Source organism: Stenotrophomonas sp. STEN033 (assembly GCF_056856655.1).
In genome coordinates this window covers 1-26,646 of the sequence record NZ_JBXFWM010000002.1, presented here as the reverse complement: position 1 = coordinate 26,646, position 26,646 = coordinate 1, and the positions used below count along the sequence as shown (strand labels likewise).

Sequence of the window (26,646 nt, the reverse complement as noted above, 5' to 3'; positions counted from 1 at the left end):
GCCGCCGACAGTAGCGGCCCCCGCCAACAGCGGCAACCGCCAGCAGTCACGCAATATCGCCGACGCTTGTGGGAGCGGCGTCAGCCGCGAAGCCAGCGCTGCATGAACTCGCGACAGCGCTGATCTTCGACGTGGCCAATGCGCTATTGGCTGCGGATGGATCTGTGGCTTCGCGGCTCACGCCGCTCCCACAATCGTGCCATCCGCAGCATTCCTCAGCGCTCCTTGCGCCAGTTCACCGAGCCACGGTTTTCGACGGTAGACGACTCCACTTCGATGTCGAAGCCGCGCCGCAGCAGGTACTTCAGGGTCAGCACCGAGCCGCTGCCGACCAGCGACACGCCGTAGCCGATGTAGAGCTTGGGCGTGATGTATTTGCCCACGCCGATCACCGAGCCGCCCAGCGCGCGCGATTGGCTGACGCCTGCGTCGTCCAGCCCCAGCTTGGCCCCGACCTGCGCGGCGAGCAGGCCAGTGCCGGCCGACAAGGCCGCCGAGGCGGCGTTGACCTGCTGTGCCTGGTCGCTGCTGGCCATGCTCAGGCTGCGCCCCAACACCAGGTAGGCGAGCGATTCGGATTGCGACATCGCCGGCTCCGACCACACGTCCACCCGTGGCTGCTGGGCGCGCCCGGTGACATGGATGCCGGCGGTGACATCACCAATCGAGCGCTGCGCCTTGATGTTGATACGCGGGTCGGACACCACACCGTAATTCCACAGCAGCTGGCCATCGGTGATGGTCAGGTCCTGGCCGTACGCCTTGTAGCGGCCGCTGACTTCCAGGCCGCCGTTGGCGGTCATCTCGCGGCCCGGACGTGCCCGCACCGGCATCCTGCCGGTCAGCGCGCCCTTGAGGCCGAAGCCGCTCATCTTGACCTTGTCGCCGAGGCTGACGGTCAGGTCCATGTCCAGCGGTGAGGACGGGCCTTCTTCCGGGTCGACCGGGTCCAGCACCACGATGTCTTCCGACGCCGAAGTGCCGCGATCCAGGCGTTCCAGGTCCAGGTCCGCCTCGGGCACATGCACGCTGCCGCGCAGTTCCATCGCGGTACCGGCCAGGGTGAAGTCCAGATCCGGGTTGGCCACCACCCGCAGTTCGCTGGTGTTGGCCAGCAGCACCTTGTCGCCGTGGATATGCAGCTGCAAGGGCTGCGCATCGCCGAACCAGGACAGCCCGCCGTCTACCTGCAGGGTGCCCTCACCACCGGTCTTGGTTGACGCACTGATGCGCGCCGAGCCATCGGGCTGGGCGATGAAGCTGCCCTTGCCTTCGCTCAGGGTCAGGCCCAATGCCGGGAATTCGCCGGTAAAGTTGCTGAGCTTGGCCTCGCCACCCAGGCTTGGCTGCGAGCGCGTGCCACGCAGGCTGACGTGGCCCTCGATCAGGCCTTGCGGGCGCACCAGGTCCGGCGAGAACAACTCCAGCCAGTACAGCCGCGCGATGTTCATGTACAGCTCGCCGGTGAGTGCCGCATTGGGCTCCCAGCCGGTCTGCACCTTGGCATCGATGAAGCCATCGCCCTTGAAGCCGACACCGAGGTAGCCCTTGATGCTGTTGGGCAGCATGTCGACGTTCAACGAGAAGTTGTCGTAACGCACCAGCTCGCCACGGGCGTTGTCGCCCAGACGGATGCCGCCTTCGGCCGAGGCTACCTTGAAGCCGCCTTCCCAGGCATTGCCACGCGGGCGGATGTTGCCGTCCAGGGTCAGCTCACCGCGCAGGTACATGCGGCGACCTTCGTTGGGCGGCAGCCACGGCTGCACAAGCGCCAGTGGCAGGGCATCGCCACGCAACTGCAGGCCTTCGCGCGGCCAGTTGGCGGCAAGGCACAGCGCGCCACCGGTGTCCGAGCCCAGGCAGGCATCGGACAGGGTGAAGTTGCTGCCCTGCGCACTGAAGGCAGCCGGCTGCCGCAGCTGCCATGGCGCGCCCTTGACCGGTGCAATCCGCAGCGAGGCCAGCTCGCCGCGCCAGGCCTGGCCCTGTTGGCGCACGCTGCCACTGAAGGCCAGCGCGCCCAGTTCATTGCGGGTGTCGGCGTCCAGCTGCAGGTTCTGCACGCTGCCGCGTGCATTGATGTTGACCTGGTCCAGCAGCATGCCGACCTCGACCGCGCTGGCATGGACCTGCAACGCGCCGTTGCTGCCCTGCCATGGCAGGCGACCGTTGATGCTGATCTGCTGCGCCTTCCAGTCGTCCCATTGCAGGCCATTGCCGCGCAGGTCGGCGGTGATATCCGGTTGGCTCGGGGTGCCACGCAGCTGCAGGGTACCGGCCACGCTGCCGGTGCCACCGGGCAGCAGGTCGGACAGGTGCAGCGGTTGCAGCCGCGCATCCACATCCAGTCGATCACCAACCTTGCCCTTGGCCTCGATCTGGCTGTCGCCCATCACCAGCCGCACATTGCCTTCGCCCTGGGTGCCCTGCAGTGCCAGCTTTGCGCGGGCATCGACACGGCGGCCGCGCAGCATGCCGTTGATCTGCGGCACGTCCAGCGTCGCCTCGAAGCGCATGTCGCTACTGCCCGCCACGGCCGGCAGCTGCTTGCCCTTGGAGGCCAGCGAACCGGACAGATTGCCTTCCCAGCCCGGCGCGAAATAGCCGGGATCAAACCTGGACAGGCTTGCATCCACATCCCAGGCCAGCGTCGGTGCCCAGGCCGCCGAACCCTTCAACTCCAACGCGCCACCAGGCGTGGTCGCCTTCAGCCGCTCGATATGGGCCTGCTGGTCGTTGCCACGCACGTCGAAATCGAGATTGGCGTCCTGCGCCTCACGCGCCACCTCCGCCTTGCCAACCGCCGCCCAGTTCTTCAGGTTGCCGGCCACGCCCAGACGCGCTTCCTTCAGGTGCAGCGGCACTGGTGTGCTGTCAGGCTGGGTCGGGTCGGGTTCGGGCGTGTAGGTCAGCTGGTTGGCCACCACCGCAAAGCGGAAGCCCGGATTCTGTGCATCGCTGAAATCGGCCGTGCCCTGCAGGCGCACGCTGCCACCGAAGGCTTCGGCAACCAGCGGTGCAACCGTCAGCACCTGGTTCTCGATGGCGACGTTGGACGGCGCCAGCACCAGCTCATTCTCACCCTGGCGCACACGGCCCTGCAGCTGCGCCTGGCCGCCGCGCCCACGCGCGGTGAAATCCAGGGCCAGCGGTGCCGGTGCCTCGGCCAGGAACTGCGCGGGCACCAGCTGGCCGATGTCCAACTGCTCGCTGCGCGCGGCCACGTTCCAGACCGGATCGGTGCGGCCGTCCAGGATGAGGCTGGCATGCAGCGGCTTGGGCGCATAGCCGGCCAGCGCCACTTCCATGTGCGCCAGGTCACCGCGCGCGACCAGGCCCAGGCGCGCGGCCGGCTGCCCCGGGCGCGGCGGCATCAGCGCGCGCACGGTCAAATCGGTCGCATAGTCTTCGCGCGGCAGGTAGTGGCCGTCGATGCGGAAATCACCCAGGTTGCTGTTGACCTTGAGCTGGCTGGCGCTGAACTCGCCATCGGCCGCTTCAAGCCCACCGCGGATACGGGTGATGTCGATGATGGGTTGCTGCAGTTGGGTGATGCGCAGGCCATCGACAACGATGGTGTCGGCCTGCAAGGCCAACGGCAGCTCGATGGCCGGCAACACGTCGGGCCAGCGCGGCAGTTCGAAGGGCTTGTCTTCCGACGGCCCCAGCTCCAGCGTGGCATCGCTGATGCGCAGCGCATCCAGGCGCAGCTTGCGGCCCAGCAGCGGGCGGATATCCGGATCCAGATAGGCCTGCGCGGCGGTGAAGTGCAGCTCGTTGTAGCGGAAATCCAGGTCGTGCAGGATCAGCGGCCCGGCCAGCGGGCCCTCGGCCTTGCTCCAGGTCAGTGAAGAGCCGGCCGGCAGCCGCGCCACCACCTGTGCCAGCAATACCTCGCGGCCGGCAACGGTCTGCAGCAGCCAGTACAGCGCGAACAGGCCCAGCAGCACCAGTACGGTGATGGTGATGCCGCTGCGCACCGCCAGCGTGCGCAGCCGCGCCTTGCGCCGGGCACGCAGCTCGGCGATGCGCGCCTCGCGCTCTTCCGGGCTCACCTCGTCAGGCCGACGGCTCATAGGTCAGCTCCGATGTTGAGGTAGAGCTGGAACTGCGAATCGGGGCTGTTCAAGCCGTGTGCGATATCGATGCGCACCGGGCCCACCGGCGATTTCCAGCGCAGGCCGATACCGACGCCGGTATGCAGGTCGATGGTGTTGTCGAAGGCGCTGCCGGTGTCGACGAAGACCGCGCCGCCCCAGGGGCCACCACCGAAATAATGTTCGTACTCGGCCGAACCGACCACCAGGTTCTTCGCGCCCAGCGCGAACTTGTCCGGTGCCGGCGTACGCGGGCCGACTTCACGGTAGGCATAGCCACGGATGGAGCGGTCGCCACCGGCGAAATAGCGCAGGCTCGGTGGCATCGATACCAGATCACTGGTCCAGGTTGTGCCGGCCTGCCCACGCAGGATCAGCCGGTCCGCATCCCCGACCGGAATGTACCAGCGCACGGTGGCATCGGCCTGGACGAAACTGGTATCCGAGCCAGCCCCTTCGATGCCCCCGCGCAGGGTGGCGTTGCCACTCAGGCCACGGCGCGGAAAGCTCTTGTCGTCGACGTCCACGTAGTCGGCGGTGAGCTGCGGATAGACCAGGGTCGAATAGTTGTAGACCGCCGCGTTGAACTGGTCGCCGGAGCTGTAGCGCCAACGCTCGCGCAGGGCGTTCATCGAGACGATGGCAGTCCAGTGCTCGTTGATTTCACCGCTGCGGCTGGCGATCAGCTTGACGTTGCGCAGGTCGATGTAATCGGTCTGCTCGTCATAGGCACTGACCGCATAGCTGTACCAGCCATCCAGCCAGCGGAAGCCGGGGACGCGGTAACTGGTGATGAAGCTCTTGCGCTTCTGCGCATAGTCCAGCTGGGTGGTGAGCTTGTGGCCACGGCGGTTGACGTAACGGCGTTCGACGCCGCCGCGCACACCGGGGCCACTCTCGCTGCCATAGCTCAGACCGGCGGTGTAGATGGTGCGCTTGGCGCGGGTCAGCTTGACGTTGACCGGCACCTCGCCGTTGTCATCGGCCTGTTCCGGGTGCGGCTGGATGTCGATGACGCTGAAGTAATCGAGCTTGGTCAGCGACTCGCGCAGGCGGTCAAGCTTGCCTTCGTGCCAGTAGCTGCCCTGTTCCCAATACACCAACGGCTCGAACAGGCCCGGACGGAAATAATCCTGTTCGAAGGTAATCGGCCCCATGTTGTAGCGGCGGCCGCTGTCCCAGGTAAGGAAGATGTCGGCGGCATTCTCGGCGCGGGTCACTTCCACCTTGCGCTGGGTGAAGTCGGCATCGAAGTAGCCACGCTCGGCCAGGCGCCGGGTGATGGTGATCTTGCTGGCCTCGTAGCTGACCGAGTCGAAGGCCTCGCCGGTCTTGGGGTGGAAGGCCTCGATGTCTTCCTGCAGGTACTTGTCGCGTGAGGCCGGGCCGGTGATGGCCAGCTCCTGGGTGCGGACCTTGACCTGCTCGCCCTTGTCGACCTGGATCAATACCTGCAGGGTATCGCCGGTGCGCGGCGCTTCCACGGTGATCTTCGGGTTGTAGAAGCCGAACGGTTCCAGCGCGGTACGGGTCTGCCGCTCGGCCTGCGACAGCAGGTACTCCAGCCGGGATTCGCCCTGCACCTTGCCGATCGCGTCGTAGACCGACAGCGACACCTCGATGTTCTCGATGATTTCGGCGTCATCACCCTTGTCCAAGCCCTTGATCTGGACCTTTTCGATGGTGCCGCGGGCATGGGCAAGGGGAACTGCTGCCAGCGACGCCAGGAACAGAAGGAGCGGGGTGATTCGAGATAGCTGCATGCGCGTCAGCATACCGGTCCGAACATGACCGGCAAAATCACACGGCTGTCATGAAGCTGCCTGCGGCACTGCTGATCCACGCGGCGGGGGTGGCCCGTGTAGTGCTGAGCCATGCTCGGCAGAGGCCGTAGCGGGAATGCCCCAGCCGGGCATGGCTCGGCACTACATTCGATTCACCCGCCTCCACCACGCTGTACGGACCATCACGCCATATTGACGGGTACGGTTAAATTATCGTGAAACACCCAGCCGCTCCGGTTCCTAGAACACGTGGTGATGCTGTCCCGGGTTACGTGCTCCATGAAGGAGCAGCCGGTTGACTGGGCCCCAGGCATTTCCACAAGTCCAGGTACCCATGATGAAACGACAACTCCTCAGCGCGGCCGTGTGCACCGCCATTGCCGCGTATTCGTCCCTTTCCTTCGCCCAGACCCAGACCGATGCGGACAAAAGGAATGTTGAGACCCTCGACAAGATCACCGTCACCGGCTCGCTGATTCCGCAGGTGCAGGTCGAGACGGCCACGCCCATCACCTCGATCACCGCCCAGGACATCCAGAAGCAGGGCTTCAAGGATGTCTACGAGGTCCTGCGTTCGCAGCCACTGGCGACCGGTGCGGTACAGGACAGCCAGTTCTCCGGCGGTTTCACCTCGGCGGCCAAACCCATCAGCCTGCTCGGCCTGGACCCGGGCTTCACCCTGGTGCTGATCGACGGCAGGCCGATGGCCGATTACCCCTTGCTTTACAACGGCCAGAGCAACTTCGTCGACCTGGCCAGCGTCCCCACCGCCATGGTCGAACGCATCGACATCGCGCCGGGCAACCAGTCCTCGATCTACGGCTCCAGCGCGATCGCCGGCGTGGTCAACATCATCCTCAAGAAGCGGCTGGACGGCACCGAGCTGAGCTTCCGCATGGGCAGCTACGACGGCGGCGGTGGCGGCAACCAGCGCTTCCAGCTGACCAGCGGCCACAGCTGGGACAAGCTTGACCTGACTGCCGGCCTGCAGCTGAGCAACCAGGACCCGATCTACGGCTTCAACCGCAAGGACTTCGACTCCACCAACGACAACCCCGACGTCGCCGCGCGCTATGGCAGCCGCACCTTCGTGCACAACAGCAGCAGCGGCGCCTACATCGACCCCGGCGCCGCAGCCTGCGCACCGCTGGCTGGCCTGTTCGGGGGTACGACCTTCTACGACACCCGCCCTGGTCGCGGCAACTATTGCGGCAGCCGCTATGAACCGGGTTATTCGACGATCCTCAACAAGGAGCGCAGCGCGTCAGGCTACGCCAACCTCAATTACGCGCTCAACGACAGCACCGACATCTATGCCACGCTGCTGATGAACCGCACCAAGAACGAGAGCAACTCCGGCTCGCGTTTCTGGCAGCCATCGCTGGATACCAGCGGTTATATCTTCAACAACCTCACCGGCGACCTTGAGAGCTACCAGCGCATCTTCTCGCCGGAGGAGACCGGTGACGTCGACTTCAACAACGAGCGCCAGACCGCCGATTCCTACAACGTCGCCATCGGCATCAAGGGCGCGCTGGGCCAGTCGAACTGGGACTACAACGCCTACTACGCGCGCTCCGAATACCACATCGACAGCCGCCAGTGGTGGCCGTTGAAGGACAAGATGGAAGACTTCTTCCGCGAGCATTTCCTCGGGCCGCAGTTGGGCGACTACTACGGCTATCCGATCTACGAGCCGAACGATGCCGGCTTCTACCAGGCGCTGACCCCGGAGCAGTACCGCAGCTTCCAGGGTGAGATCCGCACCAAGTCCAAGACCTGGACGCAGAACGTCAACCTGCAGTTCACCAACACCTCGCTGTTTACCCTGCCCGCCGGTGACGTCGGCTTCGCCGGCGTGCTGCAGGCCGGCCAGCAATCGTGGAGCAACCCGACAGACACGCGTGTGGTCACCGACCAGTTCTGGGGCCTGAGCGGCACCCAGGGCAAGGGCAAGCGCGACAACTGGGCGGCGGCGGTGGAACTGCGCGTGCCGATCTTCAGCAAGCTCACCGCCAGCCTGTCCGGGCGCTATGACGACTACAAGAACGATGGCGGCGGCAGCGACTCCCGCGCCACCTGGAAGGCGGCACTGGAGTACCGGCCGATCGACTCGCTGCTGTTCCGCGGCAACTACGCCACCGCGTTCAAATCGCCGGACATGTCCTATGTATTTGCCGGCGACAGCGGCTTCTACACCTTCGTGCCTGACTACTACCGCTGTGCCACCGAGCAACCCGGCGTTCCGATTGCCCAGTGCACGCTCAACGATGAGCAGGTCCGCGGCTCCCGCTCCGGCAACGGTGACCTGAAGTCGATCACCGCCAAGTCCTGGGGCGGCGGCGTGGTCTGGTCGCCCAACAGCAGCTTCACGGTCAGCGCCGACTACTACCGGATCAAGATCGACAACAAGGTCGCCGACCTCGACCTGGACCTGCTGTTGCGCAATGAGTCGGCATGCCGCCAGGGCCAGCTGGATGCCAACTCCCCGACCTGCGTCGACGCCCTGCAACGCATCGGCCGTGCCGGCGCGAACGCACCGCAGCCCAACCAGCTCAACACCGTGGCGGTCAACCCGATCAACGTCGCCAAGGAGGATGTCAGCGGCGTCACCGCCAACCTGGACTACCGCTGGGCTACCGACAGCTGGGGCAGCTTCATGCTGGGCGCGCGCTACAACGTCACCCTCAAGCATGAGAGCCAGCAGTATCCGGAGGACCCGGTGATCGACCTGCTGCGCAATCCCTACTACTCCTCGGAGTTCAAGAACATCTTCAGCGGCACCCTGGGCTGGCAGATGGGCGACTGGACAACGACGTTGTATGGCATCCGTTATGGCCGCACGCCCAACTTCGCCGCCCAGGACACCACCGACGGCTATGCCGCCGATGACGCAGGCAAGGTCAAGGCCTGGACCACCTTCAACCTGACCGTGGACTATGCGGTAACCGATGATGTCTCGTTGAGCCTGACCGCCAACAACCTCACCGGTGAACGGCCGCCGCGTGACCGCACCTACACCACGTATCCGTACTACAACATCTTCAACTACAACGGCTATGGCCGCTCGTACATGCTGGAGATGAACTGGCGCTTTGGCCGCAGCCAGTAAACACGATGCAGCAGCAATGAACAGGAGCGGCCACGGCCGCTCCTGTGCTATCTACCCTTCTGCAAGCGCTCGCGCAGCGGCGCGAGCTCGCTGGCATAGCGTTGCCATTCGTCGATATTGCGTGCGTGCACCGGCTCGCGCACCTGCACGCTGCTCAGGGTGGCAGTCGCGGCCGCATTGCGGGTCAGGTCACTGCCACCGCTTTCCGTGGCCAGTCCGCAGCGCTGCAGCACCTGTGCCAAGGCCGCATCCGGGTCGTGCACCATCGCTTCGTAGTCGATCTCCAGCACACGCCCCGGCAGATGCTGCTGCCAGGCCTGCATCAGCTGCGCATGCGCCGCGTGGTGCGCAGCCAGGGCGTCAAGCTCATAGCTGTAAGCATAGGAGTCGCCGAACATGGCGCGGTAGTTGGAAAAACACACCGCCATGGGATCGCGCCTGACGTAGACGATCACCGCCTGCGGCAACGCGCGCGCGATCGGGCCTGCCAGCAGGTAATTCGGTGGCAGCTTGTCGATGAAACGGCACTGCCCATCCAGGCGCCAGCGCGTCTGCCGCAGATAACCGTTGCCGACGGCCGCGTAATCCAGCGTTGGCAGCGCCTGCAGCAAGGCCGGGTCAAGCAGCGCGCGCCCGGCCTGGTCGGCGGCCAGGCGTAATTGCTGGGCAAAATCGCCAAGCTCGCCGGCAGACGCTACCTGCGAATGATTGCCGAGCATGCGCTCAAGCACCGTGGTGCCCGAACGCGGCATGCCGATGATGAAGATGGGCTGTGCACCCTCTTCCTCATCCGCAGATTCGATTGGCGCGAACGTGCCCGCTGCCGCCAGCCGCGCCATCGCCTCATGTTGCGCATGATCGGCCAGGTGATCGTGGCGCAGGCGCCGCCACATCGCGGTATTGCCTTGCCGCAGCGCATCCCATGCCGCAGGAAAATCACCCAGGTCTTCCAGCTCCTTGTACAGCGCGAACCACAGCGCGGCGGTGTCCTCGCTGTCCGTTGCCGTTGTTTGCAGCTGCCTGCGCAGGCCATCGACATGGTTGTCGTCTGCACGCCAGCGGCGCAGGCGTGCACGTGTCAGCGCGGCGCGGCCGTGGCCGGGGTTCAACAGCAGGCAGCGCGTGAGTGCCTGCTCGGCCGCGTCCAGCTCACCGTTGAACTGCAGCTGCACGCCAAGGAAGTAGTGGAAATCGGGACTGTCGAATCCCACCGCCGCCGCACGCTGCATCAATTGCAGGGCATCGGCATGCAGCCCGAGTGATTGCAGCACGTGGGCCAGGGCCGCCAGCGTCGGGCTGTCGTTGCAGCGGGCCACGCAGGCGTTGCGCATCAACCGCGCCACGCCCTCGCTGTCGCCAACACGCAGCAAGGCCTGGGCGACGCGCAGCAGCAGCGCCGGGTCGCGATAATCCAGGCTGGCGGCCTGCTGCAGTTGCTGCACGGCCTCGCGCAGCCGCCCCTGTGCCAGGACGGTGCCGGCCAGCATCACCCGCGCATAGGCGTGCGCGGGTTGCTGATCCACCACGGCGCGCAGCTGCCGCTGCGCCTCCGGTATGTCACGCCGGGCCAGAGCGGCCTGTGCGGACTGCCAGGAGGCGCCGGCATCCATGCCTCAGTTGGACAGGTGCTCGATCGCAGCCACGCTGCCGAGGCGGTCACCCAGCGTGCGCAGCAGCGCCAGCCGGTTGCCACGCAGCGCCGGATCCTCGGCATTGACCATCACCGCGTCGAAGAACGCATCCACCTGCGGGCGCAGGCGGGCCAGGCGGCCGAGCACGGCCACATAGTCCTTGTGTGCCAGTGCCACACCGGTGTCGTCGATGGCGGCGGTCACCGCTTCGGCCAGCTCGCTCTCGGCCGGTTCACGCAGCAGCGACGGATCGATGCTGCCCGGGATGGTGCCGTCGGCCTTGCGCAGGATGTTGCGGATGCGCTTGTTGGCGGCGGCCAGCGCTTCGGCTTCCGGCAGCTGGGCAAAGGTGCCGATGGCATCGATGCGGCGGTCGAAGTCGTACAGCGAGGCCGGCTTCAGTTCGGCGACGGCGTTGAAGTGGGTGGCCGGCACGCCCTTGTCGGCGTAGTAGCCCTTCAGGCGGTCGATGATGAAGTCGTAGATTTCCACGTAGCCGGTGTCTTGGAGCGAGCGAATATTTGCATGCCCTGCCGGAACCTCAACTCCCTTTGCCTTTGCTTCGTTGCCGATACGCGTTTTTTCCCTTACCGCAACCTCGGACATGGAAAACATTACGCGCTCGCCCGCCGTATGCAGCAACGCCGGCAGATCCAGATCAAAACCCGACTCGATGATGCTGCGGGCCAGACCCAGCGCATTACGACGCAGCGCGAACGGATCCTTGTTGCCGGTCGGCTTCAGGCCAGCGGCAAAGCCGCCGGCCAGCGTGTCCAGGCGCTCGGCAATGGCCAGCACCTTGCCCAGCGGCGACAGTGCGATGTCATCGGCGGCAAAGCGCGGCTGGTAGCTCTCGTCGATGGCCAGCGCCACCGACGGCGATTCGCCACCGGCCAGGGCGTAATGGCGACCGGCGATGCCCTGCAGTTCCGGGAATTCGTTGACCATGCGCGACTGCAGGTCGTTCTTGGCCAGCTCGGCGGCGCGCTTGGCCTGCACCGGGTCGGCGCCCACCTGGGGCGCGATGATCTGCGCCAGCGCGCTGACCCGCTGCACCTTGTCGGCGACGCTACCCAGCTTGGCCTGGTAGGTGACGGTCTTCAGACCCTCGCCCATTGCCACCAGACCCTGCTTGAGGTCTTCGTCGAAGAAGAACTTGGCATCGGAGAAGCGCGGGCGGATCACGCGCTCGTAGCCCTTGGAAACCTCGGCCACGTCCCTGGATTCGATGTTGGCGATGCCGATGAACTTCTCGGTCAGCTTGCCGCCGGCATCGAGCACCGGGAAGAACTTCTGGTTGATCTCCATGGTCTCGATCAGCGCTTCCTGCGGCACGGCCAGGAATTCGCGCTCGAAACTGCACAGCACCGCCGCCGGCCATTCGACCAGGTTGACCACCTGTTCCAGGTTGTCGTCGGTGATGCGGGCCACGCCACCCGCCTGTGCGGCGGCGGCATTGACCTCGGCGACGATGCGCTCGCGGCGCGCGTCGGCATCGACCAGCACGTTGGCGGCCTTCAGCGATTCAACGTAGTCGGCCGGGTTGCTCAGCCACACCTGCTTGTCGGCCATGAAACGGTGGCCACGGCTGAAGCGGTCAGACGTCAGGCCCAGCAGCTCGGCCGGCACGATGTCATTGCCGTGCAGCAGCACCAGCCAATGCACCGGGCGGGCGAAGGCGTATTCGTGGTTGCCCCAGCGCATCGGCTTGGGGATGGGCATGGCGGCGATGGCTTCGCGCAGGATCTCCGGCAGCAGGCTGGCGGTCTGCGCGCCCGGGGTCACCGAACGCAGCACGAAACGCTCGCCCTTGGCGTCGGTGGTGCGCTCCAGCGCGGTCCAGTCGATGCCGGCCTTGGCGGCAAAACCCTGCAGTGCCTTGGTCGGCTCGCCGTTGGCGTCCAGCGCGATGTTCAGGTACGGGCCGAACACTTCCGAGTGCTGCTCGGGCTGCTCGGTTTCCACGCCCGGCAACAGCACGGCCAGGCGGCGCGGGGTCGACAGCGGCTTGGCATCGCCACGCTCGAAGGCCACGCCACGCTTGGCCAGGCCATCGATCACGCCATCAAAGAAGGCCTGCGCCAGGCCCGGCAGAGCCTTGACCGGCAGTTCTTCCACGCCCAGTTCGATCAGCAGCGGCTGCATGCTCATGCCTGCACCTCCTTGGCGGCGACCGCTTCGAGGCGCTTGGCCTCGTACAGCTTGGCCACCGCCTGGGCCAGCGCGCGCACGCGCAGGATGTAACGCTGGCGCTCGGTCACCGAGATGGCGCGACGTGCGTCGAGCAGGTTGAACGAATGCGACGCCTTGCAGACCTGTTCATAGGCCGGGAGCGGCAGGCCGGCTTCCACCAGCTTCTGCGCTTCCTTCTCGCAGGCGTCGAAGCGATGGAACATTTCTTCCACGTCGGCGTACTCGAAGTTGTAGGTGCTTTGCTCCACCTCGTTCTGGTGGTAGACATCGCCATAGGTGACCGGGGTGCCGTCCGGGCCGTAGGTCCAGATCAGGTCATAGACGTTGTCGCAGTTCTGCAGGTACATGCAGAGCCGCTCCAGGCCGTAGGTGATCTCGCCCAGTACCGGCTTGCACTCCAGGCCACCGGCCTGCTGGAAGTAGGTGAACTGGGTGACTTCCATGCCGTTGAGCCAGATTTCCCAGCCCAGGCCCCAGGCGCCCAGGGTCGGCGATTCCCAGTTGTCTTCGACAAAGCGCAGGTCGTGCACCAGCGGGTCGATGCCCAGCGCCTTGAGCGAATCCAGGTACAGCTGCTGGATGTTGTCCGGGCTCGGCTTCATCGCCACCTGGTACTGGTAATAGCGCTGCAGGCGGTTGGGGTTCTCGCCGTAGCGACCGTCGGTGGGGCGGCGCGAGGGCTGCACGTAGGCGGCATTCCAGCTTTCCGGGCCGATCGAGCGCAGGAAGGTGGCCGGGTGGAAGGTGCCGGCACCGACCTCCAGGTCCAGCGGCTGGATCAAGACACAGCCCTGTTTCGCCCAGAAATCATTGAGGGTCTGGATCAGTCCCTGGAAGGTAATCGAAACGGGGGGAGTCGCGGACATGCTGCCTGAGCCGTACGTAAGGGGTGCGTTAGTATAGCGACCGACCGCGCGATGGCCGCGCCAGCAAGGGGTTTGGGGTGGAAAACGCGGCTGTGGAAGGCACTCAGGCACCGTCACCGCAGGTGGCAATCGCCCCGGGAAGACTGCAGTTTTCCAATATTGCCAGCGCACTGCTGGCCGATGGGCTGGTGGCCGCGCACGACCAGGAGCGGATCCGGTTTTCCGCGCAGGGCGCGCGCAATGCCAGCGAGGTCCATCCGCTGGTGCTGCTGGCCAACCTCAAACTGGCCGCCGCGCAGGGCAGCGGCGAGCTGAGCCTGGAGCGGCTGACCGAATGGCTGGCCCAGCGCACCCACTGCCGCTACCTGCGCATCGATCCGACCCGGGTCGACGTGGCCGGCGCCACCGCCGTGGTCTCCCACGCCTATGCCCGCCGCCACCGCATCCTGCCGCTGGCGGTGGACAGCGAGCGCGTGCTGGTGGCCACCAGTGAGCCGATGGCACGCGACTGGGTGCCCGACCTGCAGCACCTGAGCCGGCGCCGCATCGACACGGTACTGGTCAATCCGCTGGACCTGCACCGTTATTCGATGGAGTTCTTCGGCGTCACCCGCTCGGTGCGCAGCGCCCGCAGCGACAGCCGCGACGGCAGCAACAGCAGCGGCCTGCCCAGCTTCGAGCAGTTGGTGGAGCTGGGCCGCGCCGGCGACGTCAATGCCGACGACCACCATGTCGTCAGCATCGTCGACTGGCTGCTGCAGTACGCCTACGAGCAGCGCGCCAGTGACATCCACCTGGAGCCCCGCCGCGACATGGGCCGGGTGCGTTTCCGCATCGACGGCGTACTGCACAAGGTGTTCGAGCTGCCGCCGTCGGTGATGACCGCGGTGGTCAGCCGCATCAAGGTGCTGGGGCGCATGGACCTGGCCGAACGCCGGCGCCCGCAGGACGGCCGCATCAAGACCCGTTCGCCGGGTGGGCGCGAGGTGGAGATGCGCCTGTCGACCATGCCGACCGCGTTCGGCGAGAAGTGCGTGATGCGCATCTTCGACCCGGATTCGACGTTCAAGAGCATCGAGCAGCTGGGCTTCAGCCCGGAAGAAGCCGCCGGCTGGAACGAACTGGTGGCGCGCCCGCACGGCATCGTGCTGGTCACCGGCCCGACCGGTTCGGGCAAGACCACCACCCTGTATTCCACACTCAAGCGGCTGGCCACGCCGGACGTGAACGTGTGCACGGTGGAAGACCCGATCGAAATGATCGCGCCCGAATTCAACCAGATGCAGGTGCAGACCAACATCGACCTGGATTTCGCCTCCGGCGTGCGCACCCTGCTGCGACAGGACCCGGACATCATCATGATCGGCGAAATCCGCGACCTGGAAACCGCGCAGATGGCGGTCCAGGCCTCGCTGACCGGGCACCTGGTGCTGTCCACCCTGCATACCAACGACGCGCCCTCGGCGATCACCCGCCTGCTTGACCTGGGCGTGCCGCATTACCTGATCGCCTCCACCGTCAACGGCGTGCTGGCGCAGCGCCTGGTGCGCACCCTGTGCCCGCACTGCAAGGCGCCAGACACGCTGACGGACGCCGATTGGGCACCGCTGCGTCATGCCCATGAAGCATTACCAGATGTGGTCACGGCATATGCGCCGGTCGGTTGCCTGGAGTGCCGGCGCACCGGTTACATGGGCCGGATCGGCCTGTATGAGCTGCTGCCACTGGGTTCGCGGCTGCGCGCCCTGATCACCCGCGACATGGATCTGGCCGGTTTCAGCAAGGCCGCGGCGGCCGATGGCCTGCGCACCCTGCGCCGCACCGGGCTTGAAAAGGTGGCCGCAGGGCTGACTACAATCGAGGAAGTCCTGTCAGTACTGCCGCCACCGGAATGAAGTCCCAGCCGTTCTTGATCGTTGAAACCGGGCAACCGTTCCCGACCCTGCGCCGTTACGGCCGTTTCCCGCACTGGATCCGCGTGGCCGCCGGGCTGGAAGAAGCCGATACCGTGGTGGTCAACGTAGAGCGCGGCGAACAGCTGCCGGAACGCAGGGACTTCGCCGCCACGATCGTCACCGGCTCGGCCGCCTTCGTCACCGACCGCGCCGACTGGAGCGAGCGCAGCGCCGACTGGTTGCGTGACGCCGCCCACGCCGGCATGCCGCTGCTGGGCATCTGCTACGGCCACCAGCTGCTGGCCCATGCGCTGGGCGGCGAGGTTGCCTACAACCCGGCCGGGCGCGAGTCCGGCACCATCCGCCTGGAGCTGGAGGCCCCGGCCGCGGCCGACCCACTGTTCGCCGGCCTGCCGGCCAGCTTCCCGGCCCACGCCACCCACCTGCAGACCGTGCTGCGCGCGCCCGAAGGGGCCACCGTGCTGGCCCGCTCGGTGCAGGACAACTGCCACGCCTTCCGCTGGGGCGAGCAGGCCTGGGGCCTGCAGTTCCACCCCGAGTTCGCCACCCACCACATGCGTGGCTATGTGCGCGCCCGCGCCGACTGCATCGCCCGCCACGGCGGCTGTGCCCGCAGCGTGGCCCGCGAGGTCAGCGCCGCACCGCTGGCCCGCCAGCTGCTGCGCCGTTTTGTCCGCCACGTGCGCCGCGAGGCGCATTGAACCTGCGGTTGTTTTGTAAGCGCGGCACCAGCCGCGAAGCCGGCAATGCCGCAATTACGGCCATCTCCGCAATCTGAAGATTCATGGGTTTCGCGGCTGACGCCGCTCCCACAAAGGCCGAAGGGACAGCCCATGTAGTGCCGAGCCATGCTCGGCAAAGGCCTTCCCGGCAACCCAACCCGTAGTGCCGAGCCATGCTCGGCAAAGGCCTTCCCGGCAACCCAACCCGTAGTGCCGAGCCATGCTCGGCAAAGGCCTTCCCGACAACCCAACCGGTAGTGCCGAGCCATGCTCGGCAGAAGCCTTCCCGACAACCCAACCCGTAGTGCCGAGCCATGCTCGGCAAGAGGCCTTCCCGGTAGAGCCCTGCCGAGCATGGCGGCACTACCAACCTCCCCTTCGCTTCACGAAAGGGAGGGGGCAAACCCCACCGTTACTTTGTCCTCATAAACCCGAGCCGGGTTTCAGGCGATAATCCGCCCAGCGCCGGCCTGTTGCCCGCGCACTCCCCCGTTTCGGAATTGCAATGAGCGAGATTCGCAAGGTACCGGCCTCCGCCGGTGCGGAATGGCTGCTGACCGGTTTTGGCCTGCTCAAGCGCGCGCCGCTGGCGCTGGGTTCGCTGGGCATCCTGTGGGGCGTCGGCACCTCACTGGTGCTGTCGCTGTCGATGCTGGTGCCCGCCCTGGGCTCGGTGGTGCAACTGCTGCTGTTGTTGGCCGGCCCGTTGTTCATGGGCGGCATGCTGTGGGCGATCCGCGAGGTCGACCAGGGCCGAACCGCCAAACCTGCGCATTTGCTGCAGGGCGTGCAGGACGGCCGCGCACCGCACCTGCTGGTCGCCCTGCTGCCACAACTGTTCGCCGCCCTGCTGCTGGGCACGCTGCTGCTGGTCCTGGTCGGTACCGATGGCCTGCAACAGCTGTCGGTGGTGATGGTCAAGCTCAATGAGCTCAGCCAGTCCGGTGCGCAACCGGACCCGGCGCAGATCGAGGCCCTGGTGGCGACGCTGCCGGCCGGGCGCATCCTGCTGTGGCTGCTGTTGCTGATCGCCAGCTTCGTCGCGCTGACGCTTGCGCTGTTCGTGATGCCGCCGCAAGTGATGTTCGAACGCTCCGGTGGCATGCACGCACTGCGCGAAAGCCTGCGCGCCAGCATCCACAACCTGCCGGCGATGCTGGTGTTCTTCGTATTGGCCTTCATCGCCATCTTCGCGATCTATTTCGCGGTGATCATCGTGGCGCTGTTCATCGGCCTGATCGCCGGCCAGGTAGCGGCCATGGCGGTTGCCCAGCTGCTGTTGATGGCGATCCTGATGCCGGTCTTTGCCGGTGCCGTGTACGCGGCGTGGAAGCAGATGCTGGCGCCGGCCGATGCGGCAGGCCCGACCCCGCCGCCGGTCAGCAAGGGCCACGTGTTCGAAGCCTGATCCAGGCTGTCACGCCGCTTGCAGCAAGGCCGCGCAGAGATGCGCGGCCTTCTTGTTTCACACCGTGTCGCGGCTGCGCTTGATCAGGTACATGGCCTGGTCGGCCGCATGCAGCAGGGCATCGACCTCGGCGCCGTCCGCGGGATAGGCGGCCACGCCGATGCTGGCGGCGATAGCCAGGGTGAGGTCTTCGCCATCACGCAGGTAGTGCATCGGCGCCTGCAGCGACTGCGTCACCCGCGCCATCAGCCGATGGGCGTCGTTGATGTCATCAAGTTCTTCCAGCACCAGCGCGAACTCATCGCCGCCCAGCCTGGCCACGGTGTCGTTCTCACGCAGCGCGCCGCGCAAGCGTGCGGCCAGCTCGATCAGCACCGCATCGCCGGCACCATGGCCCCAGGTGTCGTTGACCTCCTTGAAGCGGTCCACGTCCACATAGACCAGCGCGAACATGCCGCCGTGGCGCTGCGCACGGTGATGCGCACTTTCCAGCCGGTCCATGAACAAGGCGCGGTTGGGCAGGCCGGTGAGCATGTCATGCATGGCCAGATGGCGCATTTCCTGCTCCATCTGCTTGCGCTGCTCGACTTCGATCTCCAGCTGGCGGTTGCGCGCGGACAGCTCGCTCAGCGCATCACGCAACGCCACCCGGTGCCGGTACAGCTCCAGGAATACCTGCACCTTGGACAACAGGATGGTCGCTTCCAGCGGCTTGGCCATGTAGTCGACGGCGCCGAAACCATAGCCCTTGAGCCGGTGCACGTCGTCGGCGTAGGTGGCGGTGACGAAGATGATCGGGGTCTGCCGGGTGGTCTCCTCCTGCGACAGGATCTCGGCCACTTCAAAGCCGTTGATGTCCGGCATGTAGACATCCAGCAGCACCAGCGCGAACTCATCGTCCAGGGTGGCCTTCAGTGCATCGTTGCCCGATGCGGCCTCGACCACTTCCACGTCGAGCTTGGCCAGCACCCGGCGGATCACCAGCAGGTTGGCGGGGTTGTCATCCACCGCGAGGATCTTGGGGCGCTGCAATACCGCCGGCTTGGTCACGAGCATAATGCTTCCAGCAAAAAGGGAATTTCGGGGAGCGGCAGGCAGTAATCGGCGCCAGCCAGCTCCAGTGCGGCGGCCGGCATCATAGCCACTTGCGCCGTTTCCGGGTCCTGAACGATCAGTGTGCCACCGGAGCGTCGTATCCGCGCGCACCCTTCGGCACCGTCGGAATTCGCCCCGGTCATCAACACAGCCACCAGCTGCTCGCGCCAGACCTCGGCCGCAGATTCAAACAGAACATCGATCGAAGGGCGTGAAAATGCCACCCGCGGGTCGATGCTGAGGGCAAAACGGCCGTTGCGCTCCATCAGCAGATGGTAGCCCGAGGGGGCCACATAAACCCGTCCCGGTTCAGGCAACTGGCGTTCTTCGGCCTCCTGCACCGGCAGGCCACTGCGGCTGGCCAGCAGCTCGCAGAACACCCGCATGTCCTCCGAACCGCTGTGGCAGACCACCACCATCGGCACCGGCAGCGGCCCTGACAGCCCGCCCAGCAACTGGTGCAGGGCCGCCAGCCCGCCGGCCGAGCACCCCACAACCGCCTGTGGAGGCTGCCCGGATGCGGTTTTCACAGTAGGCCACCGGCATTGCGGTACAGCCGCAGTTCGGCGTCCAGCGGCACGAAATCGCGCGCGCTCGGAGCGAAACGGATCGATTCGCGGTTGCCCAGGCACAGGAAGCCACCGCGGCTGAGGCTGTTGCGGAACAGGCCGAGCACCCGGTCCTGCAGCGTGTCGGAGAAGTAGATCAGCACGTTACGACACAAGATCAGCTGCGCCTCGGTGAACACGCCATCGCAGACCAGGTTGTGATTGGCGAAAGTGACCCGCTCCTTCAGCCGTTCATCCAGCTTCATGAAGTCGTAGCGGGCATGGTAGTAATCGGACAGCGTGTGGCGGCCACCGGCCGCCAGGTAATTCTCCGAATACAGGCGCGCGTCGCGGATCGGGAAGATGCCTTCCTGCGCCTTGACCAGCGCTTCATCGCTGAAGTCGGTGGCATAGATCTGGCAGCGATCGTACAGGCCGGCCTCCTTCAGCAGGATGGCCAACGAGTAGACCTCCTGCCCATGCGCGCAACCGGCCTGCCAGATATTGATCTGCGGGTAGGAGGCCAGTACCGGAAAAACCTCGTCGCGCAGCTTGCGGAACACCGCCGGGTTGCGAAACATCTCCGACACCGGCACCGACAGCTTGGCGATCACCTGCGGCACCATCTCGTCCTCGCGCAGCACGCGCGCGGTCAACTCGCTGACGCTGGGCAGGCTCAGCCCATGCGCCAGCGCCAGCACCCGCCGCTTCAGCGAAGACGGCGCGTAACCGGTGAAGTCATAGCCATGCCGGCGCGACATCGCGGTGATGAAGGCATCGACCTCGATGTCGTCGATGTCATCGCGTTGCGCCTGTGGTGTGACCGGGCCTACTTTTGCAGCCATACGCGCATCATCGACAGCAGCTTGTCCAGGTCCACCGGTTTGGTGAGGTAGTCATTGGCACCGGCGTCCAGGCACTTGTCACGGTCGCCGTGCATCGCCTTGGCGGTGACGGCGATGATCGGCAGGTTGCTCCACTGCGGCAGCTTGCGGATCTCGCGAGTGGTTTCGTAGCCGTCCATGCCCGGCATCATGATGTCCATCAACACCAGCTCGATGGACGGGTTCTCCTGCAGCTGTTGCAGCGCCTTGTAACCGTCCTGCGCCATCGACACGTTGACGCCGCGCGCGCGCAGCGACTTGGACAGGGCAAACAGGTTGCGCATGTCGTCATCGACCAGCAGCACCTGGCGGCCGCCCAGATTATTGTCGTCGGACGGCGTGGCGTTGGCACCGCGCGAACCGATGCTGTGCAGGAACAGGCTCACCTCATCAAGCAGGCGCTCGGGCGAACGCTGGCCCTTGATCACGATGCTGTCGGTGTACTGGCGCAGCTTGAGGCTGTCCTCGCGGCTCAGGTCCTGGCCGGAATAGATCACCACCGGCGGCACCGCCACCAGCGTGGCGGCCTTCTCCAGGAATTCGATGCCGGAAATGCCGCCCAGGTTGAGGTCCAGCACGATGCAGTCGTAGCTGTGGGTGGCGATGCGCTCCAAGGCCTCCTCACCAGAGGCAACCTGGTCGATCTCGACGTTGTCGGCCTGCAGCAGGCGGGTCAACGCCAGCCGCGAATCCGGATCGTCGTCGACCAGCAACAACTTGCGCACGATCTTGCCGGCCACATCCAGCAGGTGGTCGAACGCGGCCACCAGTGCCTTGCGATCCACCGGCTTGGTCAGGTAGCCGACCGCACCCAGGGCTACGCCCTTGGCGGCCTCATCCACGGCGGAGATGAAGTGCACCGGGATGGCGGCGGTGACCGGGTCATGCTTGAGGTGCTGCAGCACCGACCAGCCGTCCATGCCCGGCAACATCACGTCCAGCAGGATGCCGGTGGGGCGATAACGGCGTGCCAGTTCCAGGCCGCTTTCGCCATCGGCGGCGGCGAGCGCGCGGTGGCCCTTGCGCCGGATCAGGTCGACCAGGATGCGGGCGAAGGCCGGGTCGTCCTCCACCGTCAGGATCACCGTCTCGCCAGCGGCGATGGCGTGGCGGTCATCGGGAATCCAGTCGATCAGCTGCGCGGTGGCGACACGGGCCGGGCCCGGCGTGGGCGCCGGACGCTGCTCGATGGTTGCCTGCGTCGCCGCCACTGCGCTGCTGAGGCCCGCCGACAACAGCGGCAGCACCAGGCTGAAGCTGCTGCCCTTGTCCTGTTCACTGTCCACCACCAGCTGGCCGCCCAGCAGCTGCGCCAGGCGCCGTGCAATGGCCAGGCCCAGGCCGCTGCCACCATAGTGGCGGCTGGTGCTGGAATCGACCTGTTCGAAGGCCTCGAAGATCGAATCCAGGCGTTCTTCGGGAATGCCGATGCCGGTATCGCGCACGCTCAGCGCCACGTGCTGCTCGTCGGCAGCGGCGCCAATGCGGGTCAGCACGGCGTTGTCAGCCATCGCCATATGCAGGGTCACCGAGCCTTCGCGGGTGAATTTGAAGGCATTGCCAAGCAGGTTGTTCAGTACCTGCTGCAGTTTGGAGCGATCGGTGACCAGCGCCTCGGGCATCGACGGGTCCACCTCGATGGCGAACTCCAGGCGGTTCTCCATCGTCATATGGCGGAAATGGCGTGTCACCTCGCGGGTGATGGCGTCGACCTTCACTTCTTCGCGGTACACGTCCATCTTGCCGGCCTCGATCTTGGACAGATCGAGGATGTCGTTGATCAGGCGCAGCAGGTTGGAACCGGAGTCATGGATGACCGCGGCGGCCTCCACTTCCTCCGCGTCCAGGTGGCCGCTCTCGTTCTCGGCCAGTTCCTTGGACAGGATCAGCAGGCTGTTGAGCGGGGTGCGCAGCTCGTGCGACATATTGGCCAGGAAGTCGGTCTTGTACTGGCTGGCGCGCGCCAGCTCCTGCGCCTTGAACTCGGTCTCGCGCTGCAATACCTGCAGCACGTCCTTCTGTTCGTTGAGCACTTCGGTCTTCTGCCGCAGCTCTTCGTTGGAGGCCTGCAGTTCCTCGGCCTGCACGCGCAGTTCTTCTTCCGACGCAGACAGGCGCTGGGCCTGCTCTTCCAGCTCGACGGTCTTGCCCTGCAGTTCTTCGTTGGTGGCGCGCAACTCTTCTTCCTGCGCCTGCAAGGCCAGCTGCGAGACCTGCAGTTCCTCGGCCTGGGCACGGGTACGATCCAGCAGCAGCTGGGTCTCGTCGGCGCGGCAGATATTGTCCAGGCCCAGTGCCACGGTCGGCAGCACGGCGTCGATGAAGGCTTCCTGGGTAGTACTGAAATGGCCGAAGGTGCCGAACTCGAACACGCCCAGCAGGCGGTCCTTCAACAGCAGCGGCACCGCCACCAGGTGGCGCGGCTGCGCCTCGCCCAGCGCCGAGTGCACGCCGAAGAAGTCATCCGGCACCTGCTGCACGCTGATGCGCTTGCGCTCCAGCGCCGCCTGCCCGATCAGTCCGTCACCCAGCCCGTATTGCAGGCCCAGGTGCTTGCGCCGCTGGAAGCCATAGCTGCCTTGCAGGCGCAGCAGCTTCTCTTCCTCGTTCCAGGCGAAGAACACGCCGATCGGCGCCTCGATACGCGGCGCGATCTGCGAGACCAATGCCTGCGCGTAGTCGTCCGGGGTCTGTGCAACCTGCAGTTCGCCGCCGACTTCACCGACACTGAGCTTGACCCAGTTGGCATCACGCGACTCCAGCGAGTTGCGCCGGAAGACCTCCAGCGCACGGGCGATCTCACCGATCTCGTCACCGCGCTGCAGGCCGGCGATTTCCACGTCCAGCTCGCCATTGGACAGGCGCGTCATCTTGTCGGTGAGGCGGTTGATCGGGTTCACCACCAGCCGCGAGATCATCCACAGCGCAAGAATGATGATGATGAAACCCAGCACCAGCAGCACCAGCGAAATCGTGTGCGCGCGGGCGATCCAACTGCTCATCTGCCCCCTGTCACTGAGCAGTTGGGTCATCTCCGCTTCGTAGATCCCGTCCAGTACATCGGCCAGCGCATTGCCCTGCCCTCCATCACTGAGCGCGTCCAGCTGCTGCACCTGGGTGAGCTGCGCGGCACCGGCCGCCGGACGCAGCACAGCCATCATTTCGTTATCCCAGTTGCGGGCCTGTGCCTGCGCAGCGCGCAGGCGTTCGGCCACTGCCTGGGTACCGGCAGCGGTCACCGCAGCGCTCAATGCAGCATCGCGGCGCTCGCGCTGCTTGGCCACCACCTCCATATGCCGCTCGCCATCGCCCAACAGGTAATTGCGGACGGCGATCTGCTGCAGGCGCACGGCCTGGATCGCATCCTCGACCTGACGGATCACTTCGATCTGCACGCCCTCGTGGCGGCGCGCGTCGTCGTCGCGTCCGGAGGTACGGTAACTGACCACGCTGGTGGCCAGGAAACAGAGGAAAACCAGGCCAAATGCCGCCAGCATCTTGCTCAGCAGGGGCACATTGTTGATCCAGCTACTCTTCTTTTGCGTCATGCAGGTGTCCCCCGGGGTGCTACCACGCCTGCCAGTCCGCGCGGCCTCTTTTCAGTGAAAATAGCGCAGATTGCTGACTACCGCCTGCTACGGTTGAATCAGGGCGCCGCCGTCTTGCCCTGGTCGCGCGGCTGCAGCCAGCGGGCCGCATGGATGCCCAGCTCGTAAAGGAAACACATGGGGATCGCCAGCATCAGCTGGGAGACCACATCCGGCGGGGTCAGCACCGCTGCCAGCACAAAGATACCGACGATCGCGTAACCGCGACCTTCACGCAGCTGCTGCGGACTCACCCAGCCCAGCAGGACCAGGATCACCATCGCCACCGGCAGCTCGAAGCTGGCACCGAAGGCAAAGAAGATGGCCAGCACGAAATCCAGGTAGGCATTGGCATCGGGCGTGATGGCGATCACATCCGGGCGGAAGGTGGTCAGGAAATGGAAGACCGCCGGCAACACCAGGAAATAGGCGAACGCGCAACCGATGTAGAACAGGGCAACCGCCGAGCCCAGCAACGGCACCGCCAGGCGCTTCTCACGGGCGTACAGCCCAGGCGCCACGAATGCCCAGGCCTGGTAGAGCAGCCATGGCACCGCCACGAACAGGGCGGCGAAGAAGGTCAGCTTCAACGGCGCGAAGAACGCACCAGCCGGATTGGTGGCAATCATCGATTGCCCGGCCGGCAGCTGCGAGATCAGCGGCGTGGCCAGATGGGTGTACAGGGTGCGCGAGAACGGCATCAATGCCAGCAGCACCACGCCAAGACCCAGCAGCGCGCGGACTACCCGTGAGCGCAGCTCGATCAGGTGTTCGATCAGGCTGCTTTCGTTGAAATCCGCCGCGCTCATGGGCTGCGCTCCTGGCTGGCCGGTGCCGGCACGTCACCCAGCGGGATGCTGCGGTTGAACTCGGCATCGGTGGCAGCCTGGCTGTCAGCCGCGGCCGTCGGCTGCGAGGGCTCGGATTCAGCCGGTACAGGCGACGCAGCTTCCGGCGTTGCGGTGGGCGCGACCGGCCGCGGCTCGATGGGGCGCGGTTCGATCACCCGCTCAGCGGCCGATTCCGGCAACTCCACCTCGCGCTTGAACGCATCGGCCTGCTCACGCACCTGCCCCGCCTGGTCGCGCAGCCCGGCCTCGGCCTGCTGCATCGACTGGCGTACATCCTGCAGGTTGCGCTTGAGTTCTTCCGCGTGCAGTTCGCGTTCCAGCTCCTGCTTGACCGAATCCCACTGGTTGCGGGCACGACGTACCCACAGCCCGGCAAAACGCGCTGCCTTGGGCAGACGTTCCGGGCCGAGGACCACCAGGGCGACCACTGCGATCAGCAGCAGTTCGCTGAAGCCGATATCAAACACGTCGAACGCTCAGGATCAGCGCGCGTCGCGGTCGTGCTCGGCCTGCTTCTCGCCGCTCTTGGCGGCATCGCGCGATTCATCGCCCAGCTGTGCAGCCGGCTTGTCCTCGTCACGCATGCCTTTCTTGAACTCTTTGACCGCACTGCCCAGATCCTTGGCGCCGCTCGTCAACCGCTTGGTGCCAAACACCAGCAGCACGATGACCAGCACGACCAACCAGTGCCAGATGCTGAAACTGCCCATGATCTGCTCGCGTTATCTGTGTGGAGGTTGTTGAGCATAGCGCACAAGGTATTCGCTGATCGCTATGCCAAAGGTCAGTTGCCGCCGTCCAGGCTCTCGGTGCGGATTTCACCTTCGGAAACCGGCTGGAAACCCTGCTGCGGCGCCGGTTCGGTCGTGGCATGCTGCAACGGCGCGGTGGTCGCGGTATCGGTACCGGTGGTGGTCGTGGCTGCCGGTGCCTGCACGCTGACCGCATTGCTGCGCGGCGCGCTTGCCGCCACCGGCGCACCGCTGCCCTGGGTACCGCGCTTTTCACGCGCGGCGTAGGTGGACTCTTCCAGGCGGTCGCGGAAGGACACCACGTCGGACGACGGCGCAGTATTCAGGCGGCCTTCCAGGATCATCCGCGGGGTGGTGTTCTGGCCGTAGGCATCGAGGTTGGCGGCGTCGTCGATCTGCAGGGCCGCGCCATCCAGCGCCACGCCAGCAAACAGACCGCGGGCGCGCGACCACGACCAGATCTCGGCCTTGAGCTGGCCATCGGTGGCCGCAGCGGCACTGCGACCGACCGGGCCTGCGGCGACACCGGCATCGGCGCCGAGGGTGAACTTGCCGTTGACGATATTGTCCAGGCTGCGGTCGTTGCGGAACACCAGGATCACGTCCGAAGACTGCACGCCGGCCTGGAAGCCGATGCTGCCGCCGGTAAGCTTGATGAATACGGGGTTGGACCAGCTGCCATCGGCCGTTTTCACCGACATCAGGCCATGACCACGACGCCCACCCAGCACCAGGCCGGCCTTGATCGTGTCGGGGATGACGATGATGGCGCGGCCTTCATCGAGCAGCTTGTCCGGGATCGCCTGCTCGGGGATGTCCTGGATTTCATTGAGCACCCGCACCGCATTGCGGGCGCGCTGATCTTCCTGCGGACCGGCCACGGCAGTGGCGGACAACAGGCTCGCGGACAGCAGCAGAACGAGGCACGGCAGGCGGCGCATGGGTAACTCCGTAGGTCGATGCATAGAAAGATAGCGCAAGTGCCTGAAATTAGTAGCGCGGCTCTGAATAGCTGGTGAGCGAGAGTGAGGCATGAGTACCTGTAGTGGGGGGGGGGGGGGGGGGGGGGGGGGGGGGGGGGGGGGGGCGGCGGGGGCGGGGGGGAGGGGGCCCCCGAGGGCGGCGGGGCGGCGGCGGGCGCGGGGGGGGCGGGCGCGCCCCCCGCGCGGGGGCGGCGGCGGGGGCGGCGCGGGGGGGGGG

General features: G+C 65.9%; 17 protein-coding genes. 4 read left to right on the top strand and 13 right to left on the bottom strand.

Annotation, left to right across the window (positions count from 1 at the left end; genetic code table 11):
• Window positions 1-215: 215 nt before the first annotated feature.
• On the bottom strand, window positions 216-4,076 hold the full coding sequence (locus AC1VXC_RS01310; RefSeq protein ID WP_482994990.1) for a translocation/assembly module TamB domain-containing protein: 3,861 nt from the start codon (window positions 4,074-4,076) through the stop codon (window positions 216-218).
• Window positions 4,073-5,872 carry an autotransporter assembly complex protein TamA gene (locus AC1VXC_RS01305; protein WP_313172769.1) on the bottom strand — a complete coding sequence of 600 codons (1,800 nt, stop codon included), beginning with the start codon at window positions 5,870-5,872 and terminating at the stop codon, window positions 4,073-4,075. The genes AC1VXC_RS01310 and AC1VXC_RS01305 overlap by 4 nt, the downstream gene beginning before the upstream one ends.
• Window positions 5,873-6,218: 346 nt before the next feature.
• On the opposite strand from AC1VXC_RS01305, the gene AC1VXC_RS01300 reads away from it, so the two are divergent.
• Entirely contained in the window at window positions 6,219-8,993 is a 2,775-nt protein-coding gene (locus tag AC1VXC_RS01300) for a TonB-dependent receptor (protein ID WP_313172771.1), read from the top strand.
• A 47-nt stretch (window positions 8,994-9,040) separates the two neighbouring features.
• On the opposite strand, the gene AC1VXC_RS01295 is transcribed toward AC1VXC_RS01300, so the two are convergent.
• The 3 genes from AC1VXC_RS01295 to glyQ are packed head-to-tail and all read right to left on the bottom strand — an operon-like array spanning window position 9,041 to window position 13,683.
• Window positions 9,041-10,603: a tetratricopeptide repeat-containing sulfotransferase family protein gene (locus AC1VXC_RS01295; protein WP_481539795.1), complete on the bottom strand. Its 1,563-nt coding sequence runs from the start codon at window positions 10,601-10,603 to the stop codon at window positions 9,041-9,043.
• 3 nt (window positions 10,604-10,606) lie between these two features.
• Entirely contained in the window at window positions 10,607-12,775 is a 2,169-nt protein-coding gene (gene glyS / locus AC1VXC_RS01290; RefSeq protein WP_481539796.1) for a glycine--tRNA ligase subunit beta, read from the bottom strand.
• A complete protein-coding gene (gene glyQ / locus AC1VXC_RS01285) occupies window positions 12,772-13,683 on the bottom strand; it encodes a glycine--tRNA ligase subunit alpha (RefSeq protein ID WP_293711779.1) in 912 nt (303 codons plus the stop codon). Before glyQ ends, glyS begins: the two co-directional genes overlap by 4 nt.
• Before the next feature lie 122 nt (window positions 13,684-13,805).
• Here glyQ and AC1VXC_RS01280 point away from each other — a divergent pair, with 122 nt between their 5' ends.
• The 3 genes from AC1VXC_RS01280 (at window position 13,806) to AC1VXC_RS01270 (ending at window position 17,729) form a co-directional block, all read left to right on the top strand.
• Window positions 13,806-15,578 carry a GspE/PulE family protein gene (locus AC1VXC_RS01280; RefSeq protein ID WP_481539797.1) on the top strand — a complete coding sequence of 591 codons (1,773 nt, stop codon included), beginning with the start codon at window positions 13,806-13,808 and terminating at the stop codon, window positions 15,576-15,578.
• Window positions 15,575-16,300, top strand: a complete 726-nt coding sequence (locus tag AC1VXC_RS01275; RefSeq protein WP_313172777.1) for a glutamine amidotransferase — start codon at window positions 15,575-15,577, stop codon at window positions 16,298-16,300. The genes AC1VXC_RS01280 and AC1VXC_RS01275 overlap by 4 nt, the downstream gene beginning before the upstream one ends.
• 526 nt (window positions 16,301-16,826) lie before the next feature.
• Window positions 16,827-17,729 (top strand): BPSS1780 family membrane protein, encoded by a 903-nt coding sequence (locus tag AC1VXC_RS01270; RefSeq protein WP_481527176.1) that lies wholly within the window; start codon window positions 16,827-16,829, stop codon window positions 17,727-17,729.
• Between the two features lie 57 nt (window positions 17,730-17,786).
• Here the strand turns inward: AC1VXC_RS01270 and AC1VXC_RS01265 are convergent, their stop codons facing one another.
• From AC1VXC_RS01265 to AC1VXC_RS01230, 8 genes are all read right to left on the bottom strand, one after another.
• Window positions 17,787-18,785 carry a diguanylate cyclase domain-containing protein gene (locus AC1VXC_RS01265; RefSeq protein ID WP_313172779.1) on the bottom strand — a complete coding sequence of 333 codons (999 nt, stop codon included), beginning with the start codon at window positions 18,783-18,785 and terminating at the stop codon, window positions 17,787-17,789.
• Window positions 18,776-19,354 carry a chemotaxis protein CheB gene (locus AC1VXC_RS01260; RefSeq protein ID WP_482994989.1) on the bottom strand — a complete coding sequence of 193 codons (579 nt, stop codon included), beginning with the start codon at window positions 19,352-19,354 and terminating at the stop codon, window positions 18,776-18,778. The genes AC1VXC_RS01265 and AC1VXC_RS01260 overlap by 10 nt, the downstream gene beginning before the upstream one ends.
• Entirely contained in the window at window positions 19,351-20,217 is an 867-nt protein-coding gene (locus AC1VXC_RS01255; RefSeq protein ID WP_481539825.1) for a CheR family methyltransferase, read from the bottom strand. The genes AC1VXC_RS01260 and AC1VXC_RS01255 overlap by 4 nt, the downstream gene beginning before the upstream one ends.
• A complete protein-coding gene (locus AC1VXC_RS01250; RefSeq protein ID WP_481539826.1) occupies window positions 20,202-23,804 on the bottom strand; it encodes a response regulator in 3,603 nt (1,200 codons plus the stop codon). The genes AC1VXC_RS01255 and AC1VXC_RS01250 overlap by 16 nt, the downstream gene beginning before the upstream one ends.
• Before the next feature lie 98 nt (window positions 23,805-23,902).
• Window positions 23,903-24,652 (bottom strand): twin-arginine translocase subunit TatC, encoded by a 750-nt coding sequence (tatC, locus tag AC1VXC_RS01245; RefSeq protein ID WP_313172783.1) that lies wholly within the window; start codon window positions 24,650-24,652, stop codon window positions 23,903-23,905.
• A complete protein-coding gene (gene tatB / locus AC1VXC_RS01240) occupies window positions 24,649-25,161 on the bottom strand; it encodes a Sec-independent protein translocase protein TatB (protein WP_481539827.1) in 513 nt (170 codons plus the stop codon). Before tatB ends, tatC begins: the two co-directional genes overlap by 4 nt.
• A gap of 15 nt (window positions 25,162-25,176) precedes the next feature.
• The gene (gene tatA, locus AC1VXC_RS01235; protein ID WP_313172785.1) at window positions 25,177-25,404 is read right to left on the bottom strand and encodes a Sec-independent protein translocase subunit TatA; all 228 of its coding nucleotides are present in this window, start codon (window positions 25,402-25,404) and stop codon (window positions 25,177-25,179) included.
• A 74-nt stretch (window positions 25,405-25,478) separates the two neighbouring features.
• Window positions 25,479-26,387: a lipid-binding SYLF domain-containing protein gene (locus AC1VXC_RS01230; protein WP_313172786.1), complete on the bottom strand. Its 909-nt coding sequence runs from the start codon at window positions 26,385-26,387 to the stop codon at window positions 25,479-25,481.
• Between the last annotated feature and the right edge of the window lie 259 nt (window positions 26,388-26,646).

Excerpts from the sequence above, each read along its gene's own strand:
- AC1VXC_RS01230 (WP_313172786.1), bottom strand. The coding sequence starts at position 26,387 with ATGCGCCGCCTGCCGTGCCTCGTTCTGCTGCTGTCCGCGAGCCTGTTG.
- AC1VXC_RS01270 (WP_481527176.1), top strand. The coding sequence starts at position 16,827 with ATGAGCGAGATTCGCAAGGTACCGGCCTCCGCCGGTGCGGAATGGCTG.
- tatC (WP_313172783.1), bottom strand. The coding sequence starts at position 24,652 with ATGAGCGCGGCGGATTTCAACGAAAGCAGCCTGATCGAACACCTGATC.
- AC1VXC_RS01310 (WP_482994990.1), bottom strand. The coding sequence starts at position 4,076 with ATGAGCCGTCGGCCTGACGAGGTGAGCCCGGAAGAGCGCGAGGCGCGC.
- tatA (WP_313172785.1), bottom strand. The coding sequence starts at position 25,404 with ATGGGCAGTTTCAGCATCTGGCACTGGTTGGTCGTGCTGGTCATCGTG.
- AC1VXC_RS01300 (WP_313172771.1), top strand. The coding sequence starts at position 6,219 with ATGAAACGACAACTCCTCAGCGCGGCCGTGTGCACCGCCATTGCCGCG.
- AC1VXC_RS01275 (WP_313172777.1), top strand. The coding sequence starts at position 15,575 with ATGAAGTCCCAGCCGTTCTTGATCGTTGAAACCGGGCAACCGTTCCCG.
- AC1VXC_RS01305 (WP_313172769.1), bottom strand. The coding sequence starts at position 5,872 with ATGCTGACGCGCATGCAGCTATCTCGAATCACCCCGCTCCTTCTGTTC.
- AC1VXC_RS01255 (WP_481539825.1), bottom strand. The coding sequence starts at position 20,217 with ATGGCTGCAAAAGTAGGCCCGGTCACACCACAGGCGCAACGCGATGAC.
- AC1VXC_RS01295 (WP_481539795.1), bottom strand. The coding sequence starts at position 10,603 with ATGGATGCCGGCGCCTCCTGGCAGTCCGCACAGGCCGCTCTGGCCCGG.
- glyQ (WP_293711779.1), bottom strand. The coding sequence starts at position 13,683 with ATGTCCGCGACTCCCCCCGTTTCGATTACCTTCCAGGGACTGATCCAG.
- glyS (WP_481539796.1), bottom strand. The coding sequence starts at position 12,775 with ATGAGCATGCAGCCGCTGCTGATCGAACTGGGCGTGGAAGAACTGCCG.
- AC1VXC_RS01250 (WP_481539826.1), bottom strand. The coding sequence starts at position 23,804 with ATGACGCAAAAGAAGAGTAGCTGGATCAACAATGTGCCCCTGCTGAGC.
- AC1VXC_RS01265 (WP_313172779.1), bottom strand. The coding sequence starts at position 18,785 with ATGCTCGTGACCAAGCCGGCGGTATTGCAGCGCCCCAAGATCCTCGCG.